The sequence below is a fragment of the Burkholderia sp. SRS-25 genome (genome assembly GCF_004343765.1).
GTDB classification, from domain to species: Bacteria; Pseudomonadota; Gammaproteobacteria; order Burkholderiales; family Burkholderiaceae; genus Burkholderia; species Burkholderia contaminans.
Genome location: NZ_PTXM01000001.1, coordinates 46,220 through 62,962, shown reverse-complemented (window position 1 = coordinate 62,962; position 16,743 = coordinate 46,220). Strand labels below are relative to the sequence as shown.

15 protein-coding genes are annotated in these 16,743 nt (G+C 67.6%); all 15 read left to right on the top strand.

Translation table 11 applies throughout. From position 1 onward, the window contains the following. Nucleotides 1–11 precede the first annotated feature (11 nt). The 15 genes from C5O79_RS00290 (at nucleotide 12) to C5O79_RS00220 (ending at nucleotide 16,737) form a co-directional block, all read left to right on the top strand. Nucleotides 12–1,412, top strand: a complete 1,401-nt coding sequence (locus C5O79_RS00290) for an ATP-binding protein (RefSeq protein ID WP_131931041.1) — start codon at nucleotides 12–14, stop codon at nucleotides 1,410–1,412. Between the two features lie 35 nt (nucleotides 1,413–1,447). Next, nucleotides 1,448–2,287, top strand: coding sequence for a Flp pilus assembly protein CpaB (cpaB, locus tag C5O79_RS00285; RefSeq protein ID WP_047853272.1), 840 nt, complete (start codon nucleotides 1,448–1,450; stop codon nucleotides 2,285–2,287). A gap of 99 nt (nucleotides 2,288–2,386) precedes the next feature. Further along, nucleotides 2,387–4,318 (top strand): type II and III secretion system protein family protein, encoded by a 1,932-nt coding sequence (locus C5O79_RS00280; RefSeq protein ID WP_047853273.1) that lies wholly within the window; start codon nucleotides 2,387–2,389, stop codon nucleotides 4,316–4,318. A 20-nt stretch (nucleotides 4,319–4,338) separates the two neighbouring features. Further along, nucleotides 4,339–4,641, top strand: a complete 303-nt coding sequence (locus C5O79_RS00275; protein WP_046546972.1) for a hypothetical protein — start codon at nucleotides 4,339–4,341, stop codon at nucleotides 4,639–4,641. Between the two features lie 25 nt (nucleotides 4,642–4,666). After that, nucleotides 4,667–5,938 (top strand): TadE/TadG family type IV pilus assembly protein, encoded by a 1,272-nt coding sequence (locus tag C5O79_RS00270; protein ID WP_047853274.1) that lies wholly within the window; start codon nucleotides 4,667–4,669, stop codon nucleotides 5,936–5,938. A 12-nt stretch (nucleotides 5,939–5,950) separates the two neighbouring features. After that, complete coding sequence (locus C5O79_RS00265) at nucleotides 5,951–6,484, top strand: TadE/TadG family type IV pilus assembly protein (RefSeq protein WP_047853275.1); 534 nt, start codon at nucleotides 5,951–5,953, stop codon at nucleotides 6,482–6,484. Beyond that, entirely contained in the window at nucleotides 6,481–6,924 is a 444-nt protein-coding gene (locus tag C5O79_RS00260) for a TadE family protein (RefSeq protein WP_047853276.1), read from the top strand. The genes C5O79_RS00265 and C5O79_RS00260 overlap by 4 nt, the downstream gene beginning before the upstream one ends. 22 nt (nucleotides 6,925–6,946) lie before the next feature. Further along, entirely contained in the window at nucleotides 6,947–8,155 is a 1,209-nt protein-coding gene (locus C5O79_RS00255; RefSeq protein ID WP_046546968.1) for an AAA family ATPase, read from the top strand. A gap of 18 nt (nucleotides 8,156–8,173) precedes the next feature. Continuing rightward, entirely contained in the window at nucleotides 8,174–9,541 is a 1,368-nt protein-coding gene (locus C5O79_RS00250) for a CpaF family protein (protein WP_046546967.1), read from the top strand. Between the two features lie 33 nt (nucleotides 9,542–9,574). Then, complete coding sequence (locus C5O79_RS00245) at nucleotides 9,575–10,552, top strand: type II secretion system F family protein (protein ID WP_046546966.1); 978 nt, start codon at nucleotides 9,575–9,577, stop codon at nucleotides 10,550–10,552. Between the two features lie 36 nt (nucleotides 10,553–10,588). Then, nucleotides 10,589–11,569, top strand: coding sequence for a type II secretion system F family protein (locus tag C5O79_RS00240; RefSeq protein WP_046546965.1), 981 nt, complete (start codon nucleotides 10,589–10,591; stop codon nucleotides 11,567–11,569). A gap of 296 nt (nucleotides 11,570–11,865) precedes the next feature. After that, entirely contained in the window at nucleotides 11,866–12,186 is a 321-nt protein-coding gene (locus C5O79_RS00235) for a hypothetical protein (RefSeq protein WP_124473763.1), read from the top strand. Between the two features lie 329 nt (nucleotides 12,187–12,515). Next, a complete protein-coding gene (locus C5O79_RS00230; protein WP_122477923.1) occupies nucleotides 12,516–15,251 on the top strand; it encodes a molybdopterin cofactor-binding domain-containing protein in 2,736 nt (911 codons plus the stop codon). Beyond that, entirely contained in the window at nucleotides 15,248–15,766 is a 519-nt protein-coding gene (locus C5O79_RS00225) for a (2Fe-2S)-binding protein (RefSeq protein WP_046546963.1), read from the top strand. The genes C5O79_RS00230 and C5O79_RS00225 overlap by 4 nt, the downstream gene beginning before the upstream one ends. Continuing rightward, on the top strand, nucleotides 15,763–16,737 hold the full coding sequence (locus tag C5O79_RS00220; RefSeq protein ID WP_047853279.1) for a hypothetical protein: 975 nt from the start codon (nucleotides 15,763–15,765) through the stop codon (nucleotides 16,735–16,737). The genes C5O79_RS00225 and C5O79_RS00220 overlap by 4 nt, the downstream gene beginning before the upstream one ends. The last annotated feature ends 6 nt before the right edge of the window (nucleotides 16,738–16,743 follow it).

The following is a 16,743-nucleotide window of genomic DNA, read 5'->3' as shown; positions in this document are numbered from 1 at the left end:
ACGCAACGATCATGAACACGAATCACACCGAACCGAGACGCGACGCACAGGTGGCACGCCTGCCCGATCCGTTGCCGTCGCGGGAAGTGCATACGAAGCTGGGTGCGCAGTTGCCGGCGGCACCGCGCTCGCTCGAGGAAACCGGGTTGAGCAGGACGTTCGTCGCCGGCCTCGTGCTGAAGTCGACGCTGATGCTCGGCCGCCCGTCGTACGGCGACCTGGTCGAGCGGCACTGCCTGCCGCTCGCGGTGCTCGACGACGTCTTCGCGTTCCTGGTGCGCGAGCATCTCGTCGAACTCACCCATCGCGGCGCGACCGATCTCGACGTGACGTTCCGCCTGACCGACGCGGGCCGGGTGCTCGCGCTTGAGGAACGCGCCCGCAGCGGCTACAGCGGGCCCGCGCCGGTGACGCTCGACGCCTATATCGCGTGCCTGAACGCGCATTCGGTGCGCAAGCTGCACATCAGCCAGGAAGAAGTATGGGCGGCGTTCGAAGGCATCGTGATCGATACGTCGGTGCTCGATGCAGCGGCTGCCGCGCTGAATGCGGGCCGCCCGCTGCTGATCTACGGCCCGGCCGGCAGCGGCAAGACCTTCCTCGCCGAGCGGCTCGGCTGGCTGATGCACGGCCGTGTGCCGGTGCCGCACGCGATTTGCGCGGCCGGCGAAGTGATCCAGATGTACGACCCGCTCGTCCATGTCGACGCGGAAGTGCACGCCGGCGGCCAGTCGGTCGATCGCCGCTGGCGCCTGTGCAAACGGCCGGTCGTGATGTCGGGCGGTGAACTGACGCTCGACGAGCTCGACCTGCGCCGCGACGAGGCCGCCGGTTTCTACCAGGCGCCCCCGCACATGAAAGCGAACATGGGCATGTACGTCGTCGACGATCTCGGCCGCCAGCGCGTCGAGCCGCGCGACCTGCTCAACCGCTGGCTGCGCCCGCTCGATCGCGGCGTCGATTATCTGACGCTCGAATCCGGCAACCGCTTCGTGATGCCGTTCGACGTCTGGCCGGTGTTCTCGAGCAACCTGGCGCCGGAGCAGTTCTGCGACGACGCGTTCCTGCGCCGCCTCGGCTCGAAGCTTCACGTCGGCGCGATGTCGATCGACGACTACCGCCAGGTGTACAACGCGGCCTGCGAATCGCTCGGACTCGTATCGGCGAGCGATGCGTTCGACTTCCTGCTGCATCGGCTGCACTTGCCGACCGGCAAGGCATTTCTCGCATGCTTTCCGGCGGACCTGTTGCGCCTCGTGGCCGCCGGCGCGCGTTATCGCGGCGATCCGCCCGAGGTGACGCACGACGCGCTGTACGACGCGTGGGCGAGTTACTTCGGCGCAGCGCCTGAACGGGACGGCAGCCATCCGTCGCCCGTCGAGCGCGGAGGCCGTACGTTCGTCACCGGTTGAGCCGTTTCTTTCACGATTCGTCGAGGAGCATTGCCATGAAAAACAGTCGAGCGGTCCTGATGCTGGTCGTCGCGATGGTCGCGGGTCTTGCCGCGGTCGTGTTCGCGTCCCACTGGCTGGTGCAGACATCCACGAGCTCGGTCACGTCGGTCGCGGTGGCCAACACCGATCTGAACCTGGGCGAACCGCTCGGGCCGAACCAGATCCACATGGTCAGCTGGCCGGCGGGCAGCGTGCCCACCGGCGCGTTCACCGACACGAAGGCGCTCGAAGGGCGCGTCGTGCGCACCAGCCTCGCACGCGGCGAGCCGGTGATCGAGTCGAAGCTCGCGCCGGTCGGCACGAAGGGCGGGCTGTCCGCGGTCATCGCCGACGGCAGCCGCGCGATCACGGTGCGCGTGAACGACGTAGTCGGCGTCGCGGGCTTCGCGCTGCCGGGCAACTACGTCGACGTGATCGTCAACACGCAGGAACAACAGGGCAAGACCGACGGGCAGAGCATCTCGAAGATCGTGCTCGAGCACATCCTCGTGCTCGCCGTCGCGCAGCAGGTCAGCCGCGACGACACGGCGCCGAAGGTGGTCAACGCGGTGACGCTGGAAGTCACGCCCGACCAGGCCGAACGGCTCGACCTCGCACGCAGCGTCGGCACGCTGTCACTCGTGCTGCGCAACCAGGTCGACCAGAAGACGCTGACCACCGACGGGGCGACCAAGCTGACGCTGCTCGGCAAGGAGCCCGCACCCGAAGCAGCGCCGGCACCGGTTCGTGTGAAGACGGTACGCGTGCACGTCGCATCGCACGCGGCGCCGGAAGTGCGGCGCGACTGCGTCGGCGTGCTGACGGGCGTGAAGGGCAGCGTCGAGTGTTTCTGAATCGGATCATTGAAGTCACATAATCGGCCGCCGGCAACGCGCGGCGGCCCTGGAAGTCGATAACCGGCACGGCGCCGGTCTCTCGGGGGATCAGACGAAATGAAGATCAAACCGCAATGCACAGGTACCGGCCCGCGGCAGACACGCGTCGCACGGGGCACGATGATGGCCGCGATCCTCTGTTCGGGATGGCTGACCGTTTATGGCGCACTCGCGCAGGAAGGCGTCGAGTCGGCCGTGCTGACCAAGGGCGGCGCCAGCGCGCCGGCCGCGGTCGGCAAGGGGCCGATGCAGATGACGATCAGCATGGCGCCGGTGGCGGCCGCCGCACCCGCCGCATCGGCGGGGCCGCTGCGCGGGCCGAACTGCGTCGGCGCGGTGCGCGAATCGACCAGCGTCAGCGTGCCGCTCGGCAAGTCGCTGCTGGTGCCGATGCCGGAGCCGGTCCGCAACCGGACGATCGGCAATCCGGCCGTCGCGCAGGCGACGATGGTGTCGCCGCAGACGCTGTACATCCTCGGGCTCGCGGTCGGCACGACCAACATGATCGTGCAGGGCAAGAGCGGGGCATGCCGCGTGATCGACGTCGCGGTCGGCGCGGACGCCGGCGGCCTGCAGGCGTCGCTGACGCAGCTGATGCCGAACGAGCGCGACATCCATGTGTCCACCGCCGCCGGCACGATCGTGCTGGCCGGCACCGTGTCGAGCTCGATGGCCGCGCAGCAGGCCGTGCAGATCGCCCGTGCGTACGGCGACAGCGCGAGCGATCCGGCGGGCGGCGGCAAGGCGGGCGCCGGGGTGCTCAACATGCTGAACGTCACGTCGCCGCAGCAGGTGATGCTCGAGGTGAAGGTGGCCGAGGTGTCGAAGACGCTGATCAACCAGATGGGCAGCGCGCTCAACATCCAGGGCGGGTTCGGTTCGTGGAGCGGCGCGCTGGTCAGCAACCTGCTCGCGGGCGTCGCATCCGGGATCGCCTTCAGCAAGGCGAACAACAAGCCGTTCAACCTTGCGGCCGACGCGCAGAACACCGACAACCTGGTCAAGATCCTCGCGGAGCCGAATCTCGTGACGATCAGCGGCCAGGAAGCGACGTTCCTCGCCGGCGGCAAGATCTTCATCCCGATCCCGCAAAGCAGCGGCAACGGCACGTCGTCGATCACGCTGCAGGAAGAGGAATTCGGCGTCGCGCTGAAGTTCACGCCGACCGTGCTGAGTAATGGCCGGATCAGCCTGAAGGTCGCGCCGGAAGTGTCGGAGCTGTCGCAGACGGGCGTCACGCTGAGCGCGACCAACATCGGCGGCACGTCGATCCTGCCGCTGATCACGACGCGGCGCGCATCGACGACGGTGCAGATGGGCGACGGCGAAACGTTCGCGATCGGCGGGCTGATCAAGGACAACGGGACCGGTGCGCTGAAGGCGCTCCCGGGTGTCGGCGAAATTCCGGTGCTCGGCGCGCTGCTCCGCAGTACATCGTTCCAGCAGGACCGCACCGAACTGATCTTCGTGATCACGCCGCACCTGGTGAAGCCGCTGCAGACCGCCGACGTGCCGCTGCCGACCGACAGCTTCACGAAGCCGAACGAAATCGACGTGTATGCGACGGGCAACATGGAAGGCCGCGGCGGCCTCCGCAAGCACGGTGCACAACCGGCGAACGGCGCGGCAGCCGCACCGCAGACCCCGGCCCAGGCACCGGCCCCCGCACCGGCACCGCAATCGGACGCGCCCGCCGGCCCGGCTGCCGCGCTGCCCGCACCGCGCGCGCCGCAGGGGACGGACGCGCCGCCGCCGGCACCGGCCGAGCCGCGGAAGACGACTGCACCCGTGGCGGCCGCCGTATCGCAGCACGATACCGCCAACGCGGCCCGCATCGCGCGTATCGAAGCCGCCGCCGCGCGCCTCGCGGCGGCCGGCCCCGACACGCCGGCCCAGCCGGCGGGGCAGCCGAAGCGCCGGACACCGGCGGCGGCCCATGCGCAGCAGGTCGTGCGCGTGAGCGCGGCACCCGAATCCACCGATCGTTGAAGCCATCCAAGGGGACGCTCATGAAATCCGCCTACCTCGTCATCGTGCGCCGCGTGGCGCTCGCCGCACCGCTCGCGTTCGCGCTTGCCGGCTGCATGTCGTCGACCCCGGTGTGGGACACCCGCTTCGGCGATTCGGTCCGCGCCGTGACCCAGGCCCAGATCATCGACCCGCATGCCGCCGAACACGCGGCCTCGGTGTCGGCACCGGGGGTCGACGGCGCCGCCGCCGCGGCCGCGCTCGACAACTACGACAAGTCGTTCAAGCAAACCGTGCCGCCCGCCAATGCGTTCGTGATCGGCATCGGCAAGGCCACCCAGTAACGACGGCACGCTCAGGGAGAACGCCATGAACAGCGCAGCTCGCCATCCGAAAGTCATGCGTCGCAGCCTGCATCGCCAGCGCGGTGCCGTCGCGATCATCGTCGGTCTCGCACTGGCGGTGATGATCGGGTTCGTCGGTCTCGCGCTGGATCTCGGCAAGCTGTACGTCACGCGCAGCGAACTGCAGAACAGCGCCGATGCGTGCGCGCTGTCGGCTGCGCGTGACCTGACTTCGGCCATCAGCCTGTCGGTGGCCGAGGCGGACGGCATCGCCGCCGGCCACCTGAACTTCGTGTTTTTCCAGAACAAGTCGGTGCAGATGTCGACGGACGCGAACGTCACGTTCAGCGACTCGCTGACCAACCCGTTCCTGGCGAAGAACGCGGTGACGACGCCGGCGAACATCAAGTACGTGCAGTGCACCGCGACGCTGAGCAACATCGCGCACTGGTTCATCGAGGTGCTGAACGTGCTGCCGGGCACGAAGCTCGCGAACGCGGCGGAAGTGTCGGCCAGCGCGATTGCAACCGTCGGCGGCGGGCAGACGACCTGCGCGATTCCGGTGTTCGTGTGCCGCGGCCCGTCCGATCCGGCGTACAAGGTCGGCGACTGGATCTCGTCGCCGTCCGGGTCGTCGTCGACCTACGGGCCGGGCAACTTCGGCTGGGCGGCGCTCGACGGCTCGACGAACGAAACCACGCTCGCCGGCGAGCTCTCCGGCAACACCTGCAACATCAAGAGCCCGCCGGATCTTGCCACCACGGGCCTGAAGTCGGCGTCGCTGCGCGCCTGGAATACGCGCTTCGGCATCTACACGAATGGCGCGAACGGCTCGAGCGGCCAACCCGACTTCACCGGCTACGCGTATGTCGGCCCGAACTACGGGCCGCCCGGAACGGCCGGCATCAAGGGCGATGCGTACACGCAGTTCGTGGCCGACCGTGCAGCCTTCAAGTCCTACCAGGGCGACGGCGCGCCGCCGACGGGCAGCGGGATCAACACCAACGGCACCGCGACGGCGAGCAACTACCAGACGTTCGGCAGCGACCGCCGCGTCGCGCTCGCGCCGGAGGGCGATTGCTCGACGCTGTCGGGCAGCAGCGGCAAGGTACACGTCACGCAATGGGATTGCGTGCTGATGCTCGATCCGCTTCCGTTCAGCGCAGGCAGCGGCGCGATCGTCGCACACCTCGAATACCTCGGCTCGTCGGTCTCCGGCAACAATCCGTGCGCGACGCACGGCTTGCCCGGCAGCGGCAGCGCGTCCGGGACCCAGGTCCCGATGCTCGTTCAATAGCGGGAGACGATCATGAAAAAGCCTCCGATTCGCCGTTCGCGCACCCGTGGCGCCGTCGCCGTCGAGTTCGCGCTCGTGCTGATGCCGATGATCATGCTCGCGACGGGTGTGGCCGAGTTCGGCCGCGCGATCTACCAGTTCGAGACGCTGACCAAGGCGACGCGCGATGCGGCGCGCTACCTGTCGGTCTGGTTGCCGAGCGACAGCGCGTATCCGGCCGCGCAGGCGCAGTGCCTCGTCGTCTACGGCAGCACGACGTGCGGGGCTTCCGGCACCGAGCTGGTGCCGGGGCTCACGACGTCGATGGTGACGATCTGCGACGCGCAGCGCACGACCGGCTGCAGCGACCAGTCCGACCCGTCGCAGTTCGCGAACCTGCCGACCTACGACGCGAACAACAACGCGTCAGGCGGCACGGCGACGGGCGCGATCAACGTCGTCGAAGTGAAGATCACGGGTTACAAGTACCAGCCGATCCCCGCGTTCCCGGGGCTGCCGTCGATCACCTTCAACAACATCGTCACCGTGATGAGGCAAGTGTCATGAACGCGCGCCATGCCCCCCCGTCACGCAGGCGTGCCCAACGCGGCGCCGCGATCGTCGAGTTCGCGCTGATCGCGTCGGTGCTGATCATGCTGCTGATCGGCATCTTCGAATTCGGCCGCGTGCTGTTCTACTGGAACACCGCGAGCGAGGCCGTGCGCCTGGGCGCGCGCACGGCGGTGGTATGCGACGTGAATGCGGCCGGCGTCGTGAAGCGGGTGAGATCGCTGCTGCCGCTGCTGTCGAACGCGAACGTGTCGGTGAACTACTCGCCCGCAAGTTGTGACGTGAATTCGTGCGAGTTCGTGACCGTCAGCGTCACGAACGTCACGGTCAAGACGATGATCCCGTTCGTGAACGTCACGGTGACGATGCCGCCGTTCACGACGACACTGCCGCGCGAAAGCCTGACTTCCGCAACCGGCGGCGCCAACTGCAACTGAACGAACAGGCGAGGCACACGACATGATCAACATCCTCGTAGCTTCCGACGACACCGCGCGACTCACGCAGATCGCGCGCCTCGTCGCCGACTGCGGACGCTATCGCGCGACGCGCGCAACCGGCCGCCCATCGCAGATCGAACATCGCACCGACGGGCTCGACGCGTTCGACATCCTGCTGGTCGACGGCACGGCGCTCGAACCGTCCGAGCTGTCGGCGATCGAGCGTATCTGCCGCGCGCACGCGGGCCTGACCTGCATTCTCGTGACGGCGGACACGTCGCCGCACATGCTGCTCGACGCGATGCGTGCGGGCGCGCGCGACGTGCTGCAATGGCCGCTCGATCCGCAGGCGCTCGGCAACGCGCTCGAACGGGCGGCCGCTCAAAGCACGCGGCGCGACACCGACGATACGCGGATCGTGTCGTTCATGTCGTGCAAGGGCGGGGCCGGCACGAGCTTCGCGGCCAGCAACCTCGCGTTCGAGATCGCCGAAGGCTTCAAGCGCCGGGTGCTGCTGATCGACCTGAACCAGCAGTTCGCCGACGCGGCGTTCCTCGTCAGCGACGAGACCCCGCCGTCGACGCTGCCGCAGCTGTGCGCGCAGATCGAACGGCTCGACAGCGCGTTCCTCGACGCGAGCGTCGCGCACGTGACGGAGAACTTCCACGTGCTCGCGGGCGCGGGCGATCCGGTCAAGGCCGCCGAGATGCGCGAGGACGCGCTCGAATGGATCCTGGGCGTCGCCGCGCCGCGCTACGACTTCGTGATCTTCGACGTCGGCGTCTGCATCAATCCGCTGTCGATGGTCGCGCTGGATCGCAGCGACCAGATCCAGCTCGTGCTTCAGCCCACGATGCCGCACGTGCGTGCCGGCCGCCGGCTGCTGGAGATTCTCGTGTCGCTCGGCTACTCGACCGACCAGATGCGGCTCGTCCTGAACCGTGCGACGCGCACGAGCGACCGGACCCGCGCCGCGCTCGAGGAAGTGCTCGGCCTGAAGGCGGCCTGCACGATTCCCGACGATGCCGATACCGTGCTCGAAGCGATCAACCAGGGCCATCCGGTGTCGCGGGTCGCGCGCGGCACGGGGGTCGTCCGTGCGGTGCAAGGGTATGCGAAGCAACTCGTCGAAGGGGCAGTGCGCGCGGGGCACGACGCGACGCACAGCGAACCGCTGATGTCCCGGCTGTTCGGCCGCAAGGCCACGCCGAAGCTCAAATCCATGTAAATCTTTCGGGGAACCATCATGTCATTGCGCGAACAGATGTCCTTGCAGCGGGCCCAGCCGCTGGCGGCAGGCAGCGAACCGGCCGGCCCGGCGCATTCGTCGGTGCGCGACGCATACCAGAAACTGCGCCGCGAAATCCACCTGGCCGTGCTCGAACGCGTCGAACTCGAGCGCCTGTCGCGGATGCCGCAGGAATCGGTCCGCATGGAGATCGGCCTGCTGATCACGCGCATCCTCGATGAGGAGCGGCTGCCGGCGAACGACATCGAGCGGCGGCAGCTCGCGATCGACGTGTACGACGAGATGTTCGGCTTCGGCCCGCTCGAAGCGCTGCTGCGCGACCCGACCATTTCCGACATCCTCGTGAACACGTACCGGCAGGTCTATGTCGAGCGCTTCGGCCAGCTCGAACTGACCGACGTGACGTTCTACGACGACGCGCACCTGATGAAGGTGATCGAGAAGATCGTGTCGCGCGTCGGGCGCCGCATCGACGAATCGAGCCCGATGGTCGATGCGCGGCTGCCGGACGGCTCGCGCGTGAACGCGATCATCCCGCCGTCCGCGATCGACGGGCCGCTGATGTCGATCCGGCGTTTCGCGGTCAACCCGCTGAAGATGGACGACCTCGTGCGTTACCACAGCCTGACGCCGCCGATGGCCGAGCTGCTCGACGCGCTGTCGCGCGCGAAGGTGAACGTGCTGGTGTCGGGCGGCACCGGCAGCGGCAAGACGACGCTGCTCAACATCCTGTCCGGCTACATTCCGCGCAACGAGCGGATCGTGACGATCGAGGATGCCGCCGAGCTGCAACTGCAGCAGCCGCACGTGCTGCGGCTCGAAACGCGCCCGCCGAACATCGAAGGCAAAGGCGAGATCACGCAGCGCACGCTGGTGCGCAATGCGCTGCGGATGCGCCCTGACCGGATCATCCTCGGCGAAGTGCGCGGCGCCGAAGCGCTCGACATGCTCAACGCGATGAACACCGGCCACGAAGGCTCGCTCGCGACGATCCACGCGAATACCCCGCGCGACGCGCTGACGCGGCTCGAGAACATGATCAGCGTCTCCGGCCTGACGCTGCCGCCGAAGACGATGCGCCAGCAGATAGCGTCGGCGATCTCGGTGGTCGTGCAGGCCGCGCGGCTGACCGACGGCAGGCGCAAGATCGTCAGCATCCAGGAACTCACAGGGATGGAAGGCGACATCATCAACATGCAGGAGATCTTCACGTTCAAGCGCACGGGCGTGGATCGCGACGGCACGGTACGCGGCCACTTCTGCGCGACGGGCGTGCGGCCGAAGTTCGCCGAGCGGCTGCAGGCATTCGGCATCAACCTGCCGGATTCGCTGTACGACCCGTCTCAGCGGTACGAGACGAACTGACGACAGGGCGCCGTTCGCTGCCGGGGAGGCTTCATGAACACGATCTTTTATGGTTTTGTGATTCTCACCTTCGTCGCGGTCGTACTCGCGATCGAAGGGGGCTATCAATGGTGGAACGCGCGGCACGGGACGGCTGCGCGCCGGATCGAGTCGCGCATCCGCTCGATGTCGGCGGGCGGCAACGTCCAGCAGGAACGGCTGTCGATCCTGAAGAAGCGGATGCTCGACGAGTCGAAGCCGTTCGACCGGCTGCTGCTGCGCGTGCCGCGCGTGCACCGGCTCGATCTCGTGATCCAGCAGTCGGGCCTCGACTGGACGCTGCCGAAGCTGATCATGCTCAGCGCGGTGTTCGCGGCGTTCGCGTGGCTCGCGCTGAGCTTCGCGACGTTGCCGCAGCTCGCGGCGCTGCCGGTCGCGGTGTTCGCCGGATGCCTGCCGACGATGTACGTGATGCGCTGCCGCGGGAGGCGCATGCGCAAGCTCGAGCGGCAGTTGCCGGACATCTGCGACATGATCTCGCGCGCGCTGCGTTCCGGTCATTCGTTCACGAGCACGCTCGGGATGGTCGGCGACGAGTTTCCCGATCCGATGGGCGGCGAGTTCCGCGTCACGTTCGACGAAGTGAACTACGGCGTGTCGCTGCACGATGCGCTGATGAACCTCGCGACGCGCGTGCCGGTGCAGGACCTGCGCTACTTCGTGATCGCGGTGCTGATCCAGCGTGAGACGGGCGGCAACCTGGCCGAACTGCTCGACTGTATCTCCGCGCTGATCCGCGAGCGCTTCAAGCTGTTCGACAAGGTGCGCGTGCTGTCGGCCGAAGGCCGCCTGTCGGCATGGATTCTCGGGCTGCTGCCGTTCGGCACCGCCGCGGTGATGGCGTTGCTGAACCGCGAATTCCTCTCGGTGCTCTGGGAGGATCCGGCGGGGATCAGGATGGTCGGCACGATGCTGGTGTCGATGCTGTTCGGGCTGTTCTGGATTCGCCGTATCGTCCGCATTCGCGTCTGACGCGCGAGCCGTATAACGAACCATTGCGAGGCTGTCATGCAAAATCTGAGCGTGGTCCAGGCCGTGATGCTGGGCGGCTTGTTCATCTTCGTGGCCGGCGGCGTGCTCGTCGCGATGCTGCTGTTCGCACCGCGCAGCATCCAGCGCCGGCTCCAGCAGGCGGGCGGGGCCGGCGCGGGCGCGACCGGCGCGGCGGGCACGGGAGACGGCGATGACCTGGCGTTCCGCTGGGTCGCGAAGCTGGTCGAGCTGTCCACGCCGATCTCGAAGCTGTCGGTGCCGAAGGAGGGCTGGGAGAATTCACCGCTGCGCATCCGGCTCATGAATGCCGGCTGGCGCAACCAGAGCGCGGCCGCGCTGTACTTCACCGCGAAGACGGCGCTCGCGCTCGGGCTGCCGTGCGCGGCGCTGCTGGTGCTGATCACGACGTCGCTCGGGGACGAACGCGCGATCCTGTCGGCGATCCTCGTCGCGCTCGCCGGGATCGGCTACTACATTCCGAACATCGTGCTGTCGCAGCGGGTCAAGGTGCGCCAGCAGAAGATCTTCGAGGATTTCCCGGACGCGCTCGACCTGCTGACGGTATGCGTCGAAGCGGGCCTAGGGCTCGATGCGGCGCTGATGAAGGTGAGCGAGGAGCTGCGGTTCAGCAGCGAGGTGGTCGCGAGCGAACTCGACCTGCTGCTGCTCGAGATGCGCTCCGGCTTCACGAAGGAAACGGCGCTGCGCAATCTCGCGCTGCGTACCGGCGTGGAGGATATCGAATCGTTCTGCGCGATGCTGATCCAGGCCGACCGCTTCGGCACGAGCATCAGCGAATCGCTGCGCGTGCTGTCCGACATGCTGCGCACGCGGCGGCGGATGCGCGCGGAAGAGCGAGCCGCGAAGATCGCGCTGAAGCTGCTGTTCCCGCTGATCTTCTGCATTTTCCCCGCGTTGATGCTGGTGCTGCTCGGGCCGGCGATGATCCACGTCTATCGCGTGCTGCTGCCGACGTTCGTGGGCATCGGGCAGTGAGGGGCGCGCCGGCGTTGCGCCGGTTTCGTCGATCGATGTTTTGCGTGCCGGCCGGCCACCCCCGCCGGCCGGCACGGTAACAGGCTTCATGGAGGCTCCCTCCCCAGGCGGCGCCGCGAGACAGGTTGACCATAGCGGCGTCAAGGCATCCTGGACCCATGGTCGGCCATGGAACGAGCCGTAGTCCACCGCCATACCGGCTGCCCCCTACTGCTAACCTGAATGCCGGCGAAGTGTGCCGGCATCGCGTTGTGCGCTTGAATGCAACGGCACGGCGATACCTCGCCTGATATTGAATGACGGCAATGATCCGCGGGATTGTTTACTTCGTCATCCATTGCAATTGCTTCTCGTTCGTTTTTTGCGCACCGCGGGAAAGCGTCGTTCAAGAAAGCGATTCGCGCAATGCGTGTCGTCGCTCGAGCCGCACCGCCGGGCCGGGGCCGGTCGGCGCTGCGCGACGGGGCATCATCCGCATGCCGGCGCCATGCGCGCCAGCTGAAAATCTCCTTGAAATACCCGGCCCGAATTTCTACATTATTCAAAATCATGCGTGCATCACGGCACTGACGGCGCAAACGTTACACGTGCCGGAAATACCGAACAAAAACACGTGAAAATCAAGAGACTGCCCGACAATACGGAAAACAGGCCAGTTGCGCACGATCAAGGCCGGGGGAAACATGAACAAGCAAGCAGCAAGCAGGCGGCCTGACGCTTCATCCAGCAGACATCCGCGAGCCCGTGGCGCCCGCGCGAATCCGCCGCGCACGTTTCCCGGTCCGCTTCCCCCCGATTCCTGAGCGCCGACGCGCGAGCGCGTCCGCAAGACCGTTTCCGCACCGACATCCCGCACGACGAAGCACACGCGAAGCGGCCCGCACACGGCCGGCGTCGTGTCGCGCGTCGGCCGTGCCGGCACGACTGTTCGAACGAGGGACCCAGCATGGCCATCGATGTGCCTGTGACACGCCGGACCTTTCTGAAGCTGGCCGGGAGCGGCGCGCTCGTCGCGATCTCGATCACCCATTTGCCGGCGCTGGCGCTCGGCGCGGCCGGGCAGGCGGACGACGACGCGGCCGGGCCGGGCTGGGCGCCGGTGCCCGGCAAGGCGCGCTGGCGCATCGACGGCATCCCGAAGGTCACGGGCCAGAAGATCTACGCGCGCGACTTCAAGTCGCGCGACTTCGTCGGCTGGCCGCAGCAGGAGAGCTGGCTCTATGCGTTGCGGTGCGATCGGGTCGACGCCGTGTACGAAGGCTACGACCTCGGGGTGCTGCCTGCCGAATTGCGGCCGATCGCCGTTGTCGACAACGCGTTGCTGAGTGCGCGACGGATTCCGCTGGCACCCGAGGCCGACCCGATCGCGAACCAGGACATCTACTGGCTCGCGCGCACCGGCCACGCGGCGGATTGCTACGGACAACCGGCCGCGCTGCTGGTCTTCGAGAACTTCGACGTCTATCGTCGCGCGAAGAAGCTGCTCGATTTCAATCGCGGCGTGATTCGCTACGGCGCGCCGGTCACGCGCCCGACGGCCGCGCAGGCCGTGCCGTTTTCCCCCGTGACCGTCTACGTGCGCGACGACGAACGCGGCTTCAACTACGTCGACAAATACCAGACCGACAGCAACGGCAAGCCGACCGCCGAATACCTGAAGGAACGCGAGGAGGCGGTCGCCAACATCGACGCGACGATTGCCCGCAACGCTGCCGCAGGCGCGTGGATCGGCGTGCGCGCGACCGGCAACGAAGGATTCGAGACCCCGGCGATGGACCCGATGTTCATGGAGCCTGAATCCGGGCTCGCATGGTACGACCCATCCGCCGCGAAAATGAGCCTCGTGCTCGGCACGCAGTCGGCGAACGACGATGCGACCGGTGCGCTCGGTCTGTTCCAGGGTAGCGACGTATCGGTCAAGGAGGCACACGTCATCGCGTGCTATCCGGGCGGCGGATTCGGCGGGCGCGACAAGTCCTATTTCCCGCTCTATCTCGCGCTCGCGGCGCCGTTCGCGAAGGGCGCGCTACGCTGGCAGCAGTCGCGCTACGAGCAGTTCCAGGTCGGGTTGAAGCGCTGCGAAACGCAGTTCTCCGAATCGCTTTGGTTCAACCGGCGCGGCAAGCTCGAAGCGATCACGTGCGATTTCCTGATGAACGGCGGCGGCAAGAAGAACCTGTCGCCGTACGTCGCGCAGCTCGCCGCGCTGAGCGCGATGAGCTGCTACGAGATTCCGCGCGCACGCGCGCAGGCGGCCTCGACCTATACGCGGGAAGTGTTCGGCGGGTCGCAGCGCGGCTTCGGCGGCCCGCAGGCGTTCATGGCGGTCGAGACGCTGATGGACGAGGCCGCGCGCCGGCTCGGGCTCTCGCCGTTCGCGATCCGCCGCGCCAATTTTCTCGGCAGCACGCCCGGGCTCGGCAAGGGGCGCGCGATCACGGGCGCGCCGATCCTGTTCGACCTGCAGCTCGACGCGCTGCTCGACCGGCTCGAACAGCACCCGCTGTGGCGCGAACGCGAGCGCATCCGCGCGGAACGCAGCGCGCGCCATCTCCGCTACGGCGTTGGACTCGCGATGGCGAACGAGGCATACGGCACCTCGGGAGACGGCATGTTCGGGATGGTGCAGATCCTGCCCGACAGCCGGCTGCGCGTGGTCACGCCGTACACCGACATGGGTAACGGCGCGGCCACGACGCTGGGCCTCGCACCGGCCGAATTTCTCGGGCAGAACGCGCAGACGATCGCCATGAGCGAGATCGGTCCGTTCAATGCGCTCGGGCTCACGCGCTCGAGCAACCCGTCGGCCAACCCGAAGACGGTGCGCTACACGTACGGTTCGTCGAGCGCCTGTCTCGGCGCGTTCCATCAGTACCACGCGGTGAAGGGGGCGGCCCAGGCATTGTTCCTGCAAAGCGTGCTGCCGGCCGCCCGTGCGTGGTGGGGCGTGCCCGTGCGCGCCGAGGACGTACGCTGGGCCGATCGCGCGCTCGTCGCGAACGGCCTCGCGCCGATCCCGTGGCCGGCGCTGCTCGGCGCGATCACGAAGCTGGGCCTGCAGACGGTGGCGGCCGTGCATGCGAGCTATGCCGGCTACTTCTGGAAGGGCACCTATCCGTTCGCGTCGGGCAGCGCGCAAGTCGATTACGACTACGTGGCGGTCGGCCTCGATCCTTACTTCCTGACGCCGTTGTACCGCACGCTGCAGGCACCGCCGGTCGACACGAGCCTTTACGGGCGCACGACCTATGCGCCATCGGCGTCGCTCGTCGGCGTGTCCGTCGATCCGGCGAACGGGCGCGTGAAGGTCGAGCGCGTGGTGTCGGCGGTGAGCGTCGGGCGGCAACTGTCGCCGGAGCTCGTCGAAGGGCAGTCGCAAGGTGCGGTCGCGATGGGGATCGGCAACGTGCTGACCGAGACGTGTCCGCTCGGCCCGGACGGGCCGGGCGGCGGCAGATGGAACCTCGACCGCTACGAGGTGACGCGCCTGCCCGACATTCCCGAACAGGAGCTGATCGCGCTGCCGCCGCCCGGCAACGACCCCGCGAACGCGCGCGGCATCGCGGAAGCGGTGATGTGCCCGATTGCGCCGGCGCTGCTCAATGCGCTGGCGATGGCGACGGGGAAGCGGTTCAGGGTCACGCCGGTGACGCCGGACAAGATTCGGGAGGCACTGCAATGAGCGATCCGGTCCGCATGGTCGTGAACGGCCAGCCCGTCGAGGCAGCCGCCGCCGACGCCGACATGAACCTCATCGACTTCCTGCACGAACGACAGGACCTGACCGGCACGAAGCTGTGCTGCGGCATCGGCGTGTGCCGAGCGTGCACGGTCGGCGTGCGCAACACGCCCGATGCGCCGATGGAAAAGACGCTGTCGTGCTCGACGCCGGTCAGCGCGATGGCCGGCATGCACGTGTACACGATCGAGGGGCTCGCGCAGGGCGGCACGCTGTCGCCGCTGCAGCAGAGCTTTCTCGAATCGTTTGCATTCCAGTGCGGCTACTGCGCGTCGGGATTCCTGATGGCCGCGACCGCGATGCTCGATCATCTGCGCGCGCAGCCGGTGCATGCCGCCGAACTGGACGCGATGATCGAGACGTGGGTGGGCGGCAACGTGTGCCGATGCACCGGCTACGTCAAATACATCGAGGCCATTCGCAAGGTGGCGATGCGCTACACGAAGGAGGCGGCATGACGATCAGGACCTGCGTCGCGGCGCTGGCGATGCTGCTGGCCGCGCCCGCCTCGTTTGCGGCCGAAGGCGCCGATGCCTCCCTGCACGAATACGCACAGCAGTGCACCGACGAAATCGGCGAGATTCCCGCGTTCGACTGCAACAGCGGTACGGACGTGCCGATTACCGTCAACGGCAGCGTGCCCGCGCGGTACACGGCACACATGACCTGCGATCGACCGGCGCTGTTGCCGTACGAAGCGCCGACCTCCGGGCAATGCACGCCTTACTCGAAGATCCTCGACCTGTCTCACGGCGACACGCAGATCTCGGCGTTTTGCCGCCGCAAGCAGATCCGCGAGAACCGCAGCCCGTATTACGACGAAGTCGACATCGTGTTGCACCACGTGCGCAACGGCAAGACCTGCTGGTTTCATGCGGACAAGGGCGGCGCGGGCGGCATGGACGCGTCGCGCGTGCCGCCGCCGAACGAGAAGACACCGCCACCCGGTCGTCCGTCGGCCGCGGAATTCTGGTGGAAGCCGGCTGCGACCGCGACGAAGCGCTGCGTGTCGTGCCACGACGCGAGCCCGGTCATGTACAGCCCGTGGATCGGGCAGGTGTGGAACCGCGTGCCGACCGATCCGTGGGGCAAGTACGTCAATCTCGGTGCCGACTTCGCGTCATGGACGTCGCACGCGATCAGCACGCCCGGCAATACCTGCATCGGCTGCCACCGGATCGGCGACCAGAACAGTTGCAAGATCTACGTGCCGCTCGCCGCCGGGTTGCTGCCGCCGCCGAAAGGCAGCAACCAGCTGGCGAGCAGTTATCCGCTGACGCACTGGATGCCGATCGACAACAATCGCAGCCGGGACGAATGGAACGCCGCCAACGTGAAGTCGGTGAGCGACCTGCTCGAGTGCTGTTCGGCGCGGGGCAAGAACGATCCGAAGTGCTCGTTCACGCCGGCGGCGCAGGCGGCGAAGTAGGAGGCC

Excerpts from the sequence above, each read along its gene's own strand:
- C5O79_RS00290 (WP_131931041.1), top strand. The coding sequence starts at position 12 with ATGAACACGAATCACACCGAACCGAGACGCGACGCACAGGTGGCACGC.
- cpaB (WP_047853272.1), top strand. The coding sequence starts at position 1,448 with ATGAAAAACAGTCGAGCGGTCCTGATGCTGGTCGTCGCGATGGTCGCG.
- C5O79_RS00280 (WP_047853273.1), top strand. The coding sequence starts at position 2,387 with ATGAAGATCAAACCGCAATGCACAGGTACCGGCCCGCGGCAGACACGC.
- C5O79_RS00275 (WP_046546972.1), top strand. The coding sequence starts at position 4,339 with ATGAAATCCGCCTACCTCGTCATCGTGCGCCGCGTGGCGCTCGCCGCA.
- C5O79_RS00270 (WP_047853274.1), top strand. The coding sequence starts at position 4,667 with ATGAACAGCGCAGCTCGCCATCCGAAAGTCATGCGTCGCAGCCTGCAT.
- C5O79_RS00265 (WP_047853275.1), top strand. The coding sequence starts at position 5,951 with ATGAAAAAGCCTCCGATTCGCCGTTCGCGCACCCGTGGCGCCGTCGCC.
- C5O79_RS00260 (WP_047853276.1), top strand. The coding sequence starts at position 6,481 with ATGAACGCGCGCCATGCCCCCCCGTCACGCAGGCGTGCCCAACGCGGC.
- C5O79_RS00255 (WP_046546968.1), top strand. The coding sequence starts at position 6,947 with ATGATCAACATCCTCGTAGCTTCCGACGACACCGCGCGACTCACGCAG.
- C5O79_RS00250 (WP_046546967.1), top strand. The coding sequence starts at position 8,174 with ATGTCATTGCGCGAACAGATGTCCTTGCAGCGGGCCCAGCCGCTGGCG.
- C5O79_RS00245 (WP_046546966.1), top strand. The coding sequence starts at position 9,575 with ATGAACACGATCTTTTATGGTTTTGTGATTCTCACCTTCGTCGCGGTC.
- C5O79_RS00240 (WP_046546965.1), top strand. The coding sequence starts at position 10,589 with ATGCAAAATCTGAGCGTGGTCCAGGCCGTGATGCTGGGCGGCTTGTTC.
- C5O79_RS00235 (WP_124473763.1), top strand. The coding sequence starts at position 11,866 with ATGACGGCAATGATCCGCGGGATTGTTTACTTCGTCATCCATTGCAAT.
- C5O79_RS00230 (WP_122477923.1), top strand. The coding sequence starts at position 12,516 with ATGGCCATCGATGTGCCTGTGACACGCCGGACCTTTCTGAAGCTGGCC.
- C5O79_RS00225 (WP_046546963.1), top strand. The coding sequence starts at position 15,248 with ATGAGCGATCCGGTCCGCATGGTCGTGAACGGCCAGCCCGTCGAGGCA.
- C5O79_RS00220 (WP_047853279.1), top strand. The coding sequence starts at position 15,763 with ATGACGATCAGGACCTGCGTCGCGGCGCTGGCGATGCTGCTGGCCGCG.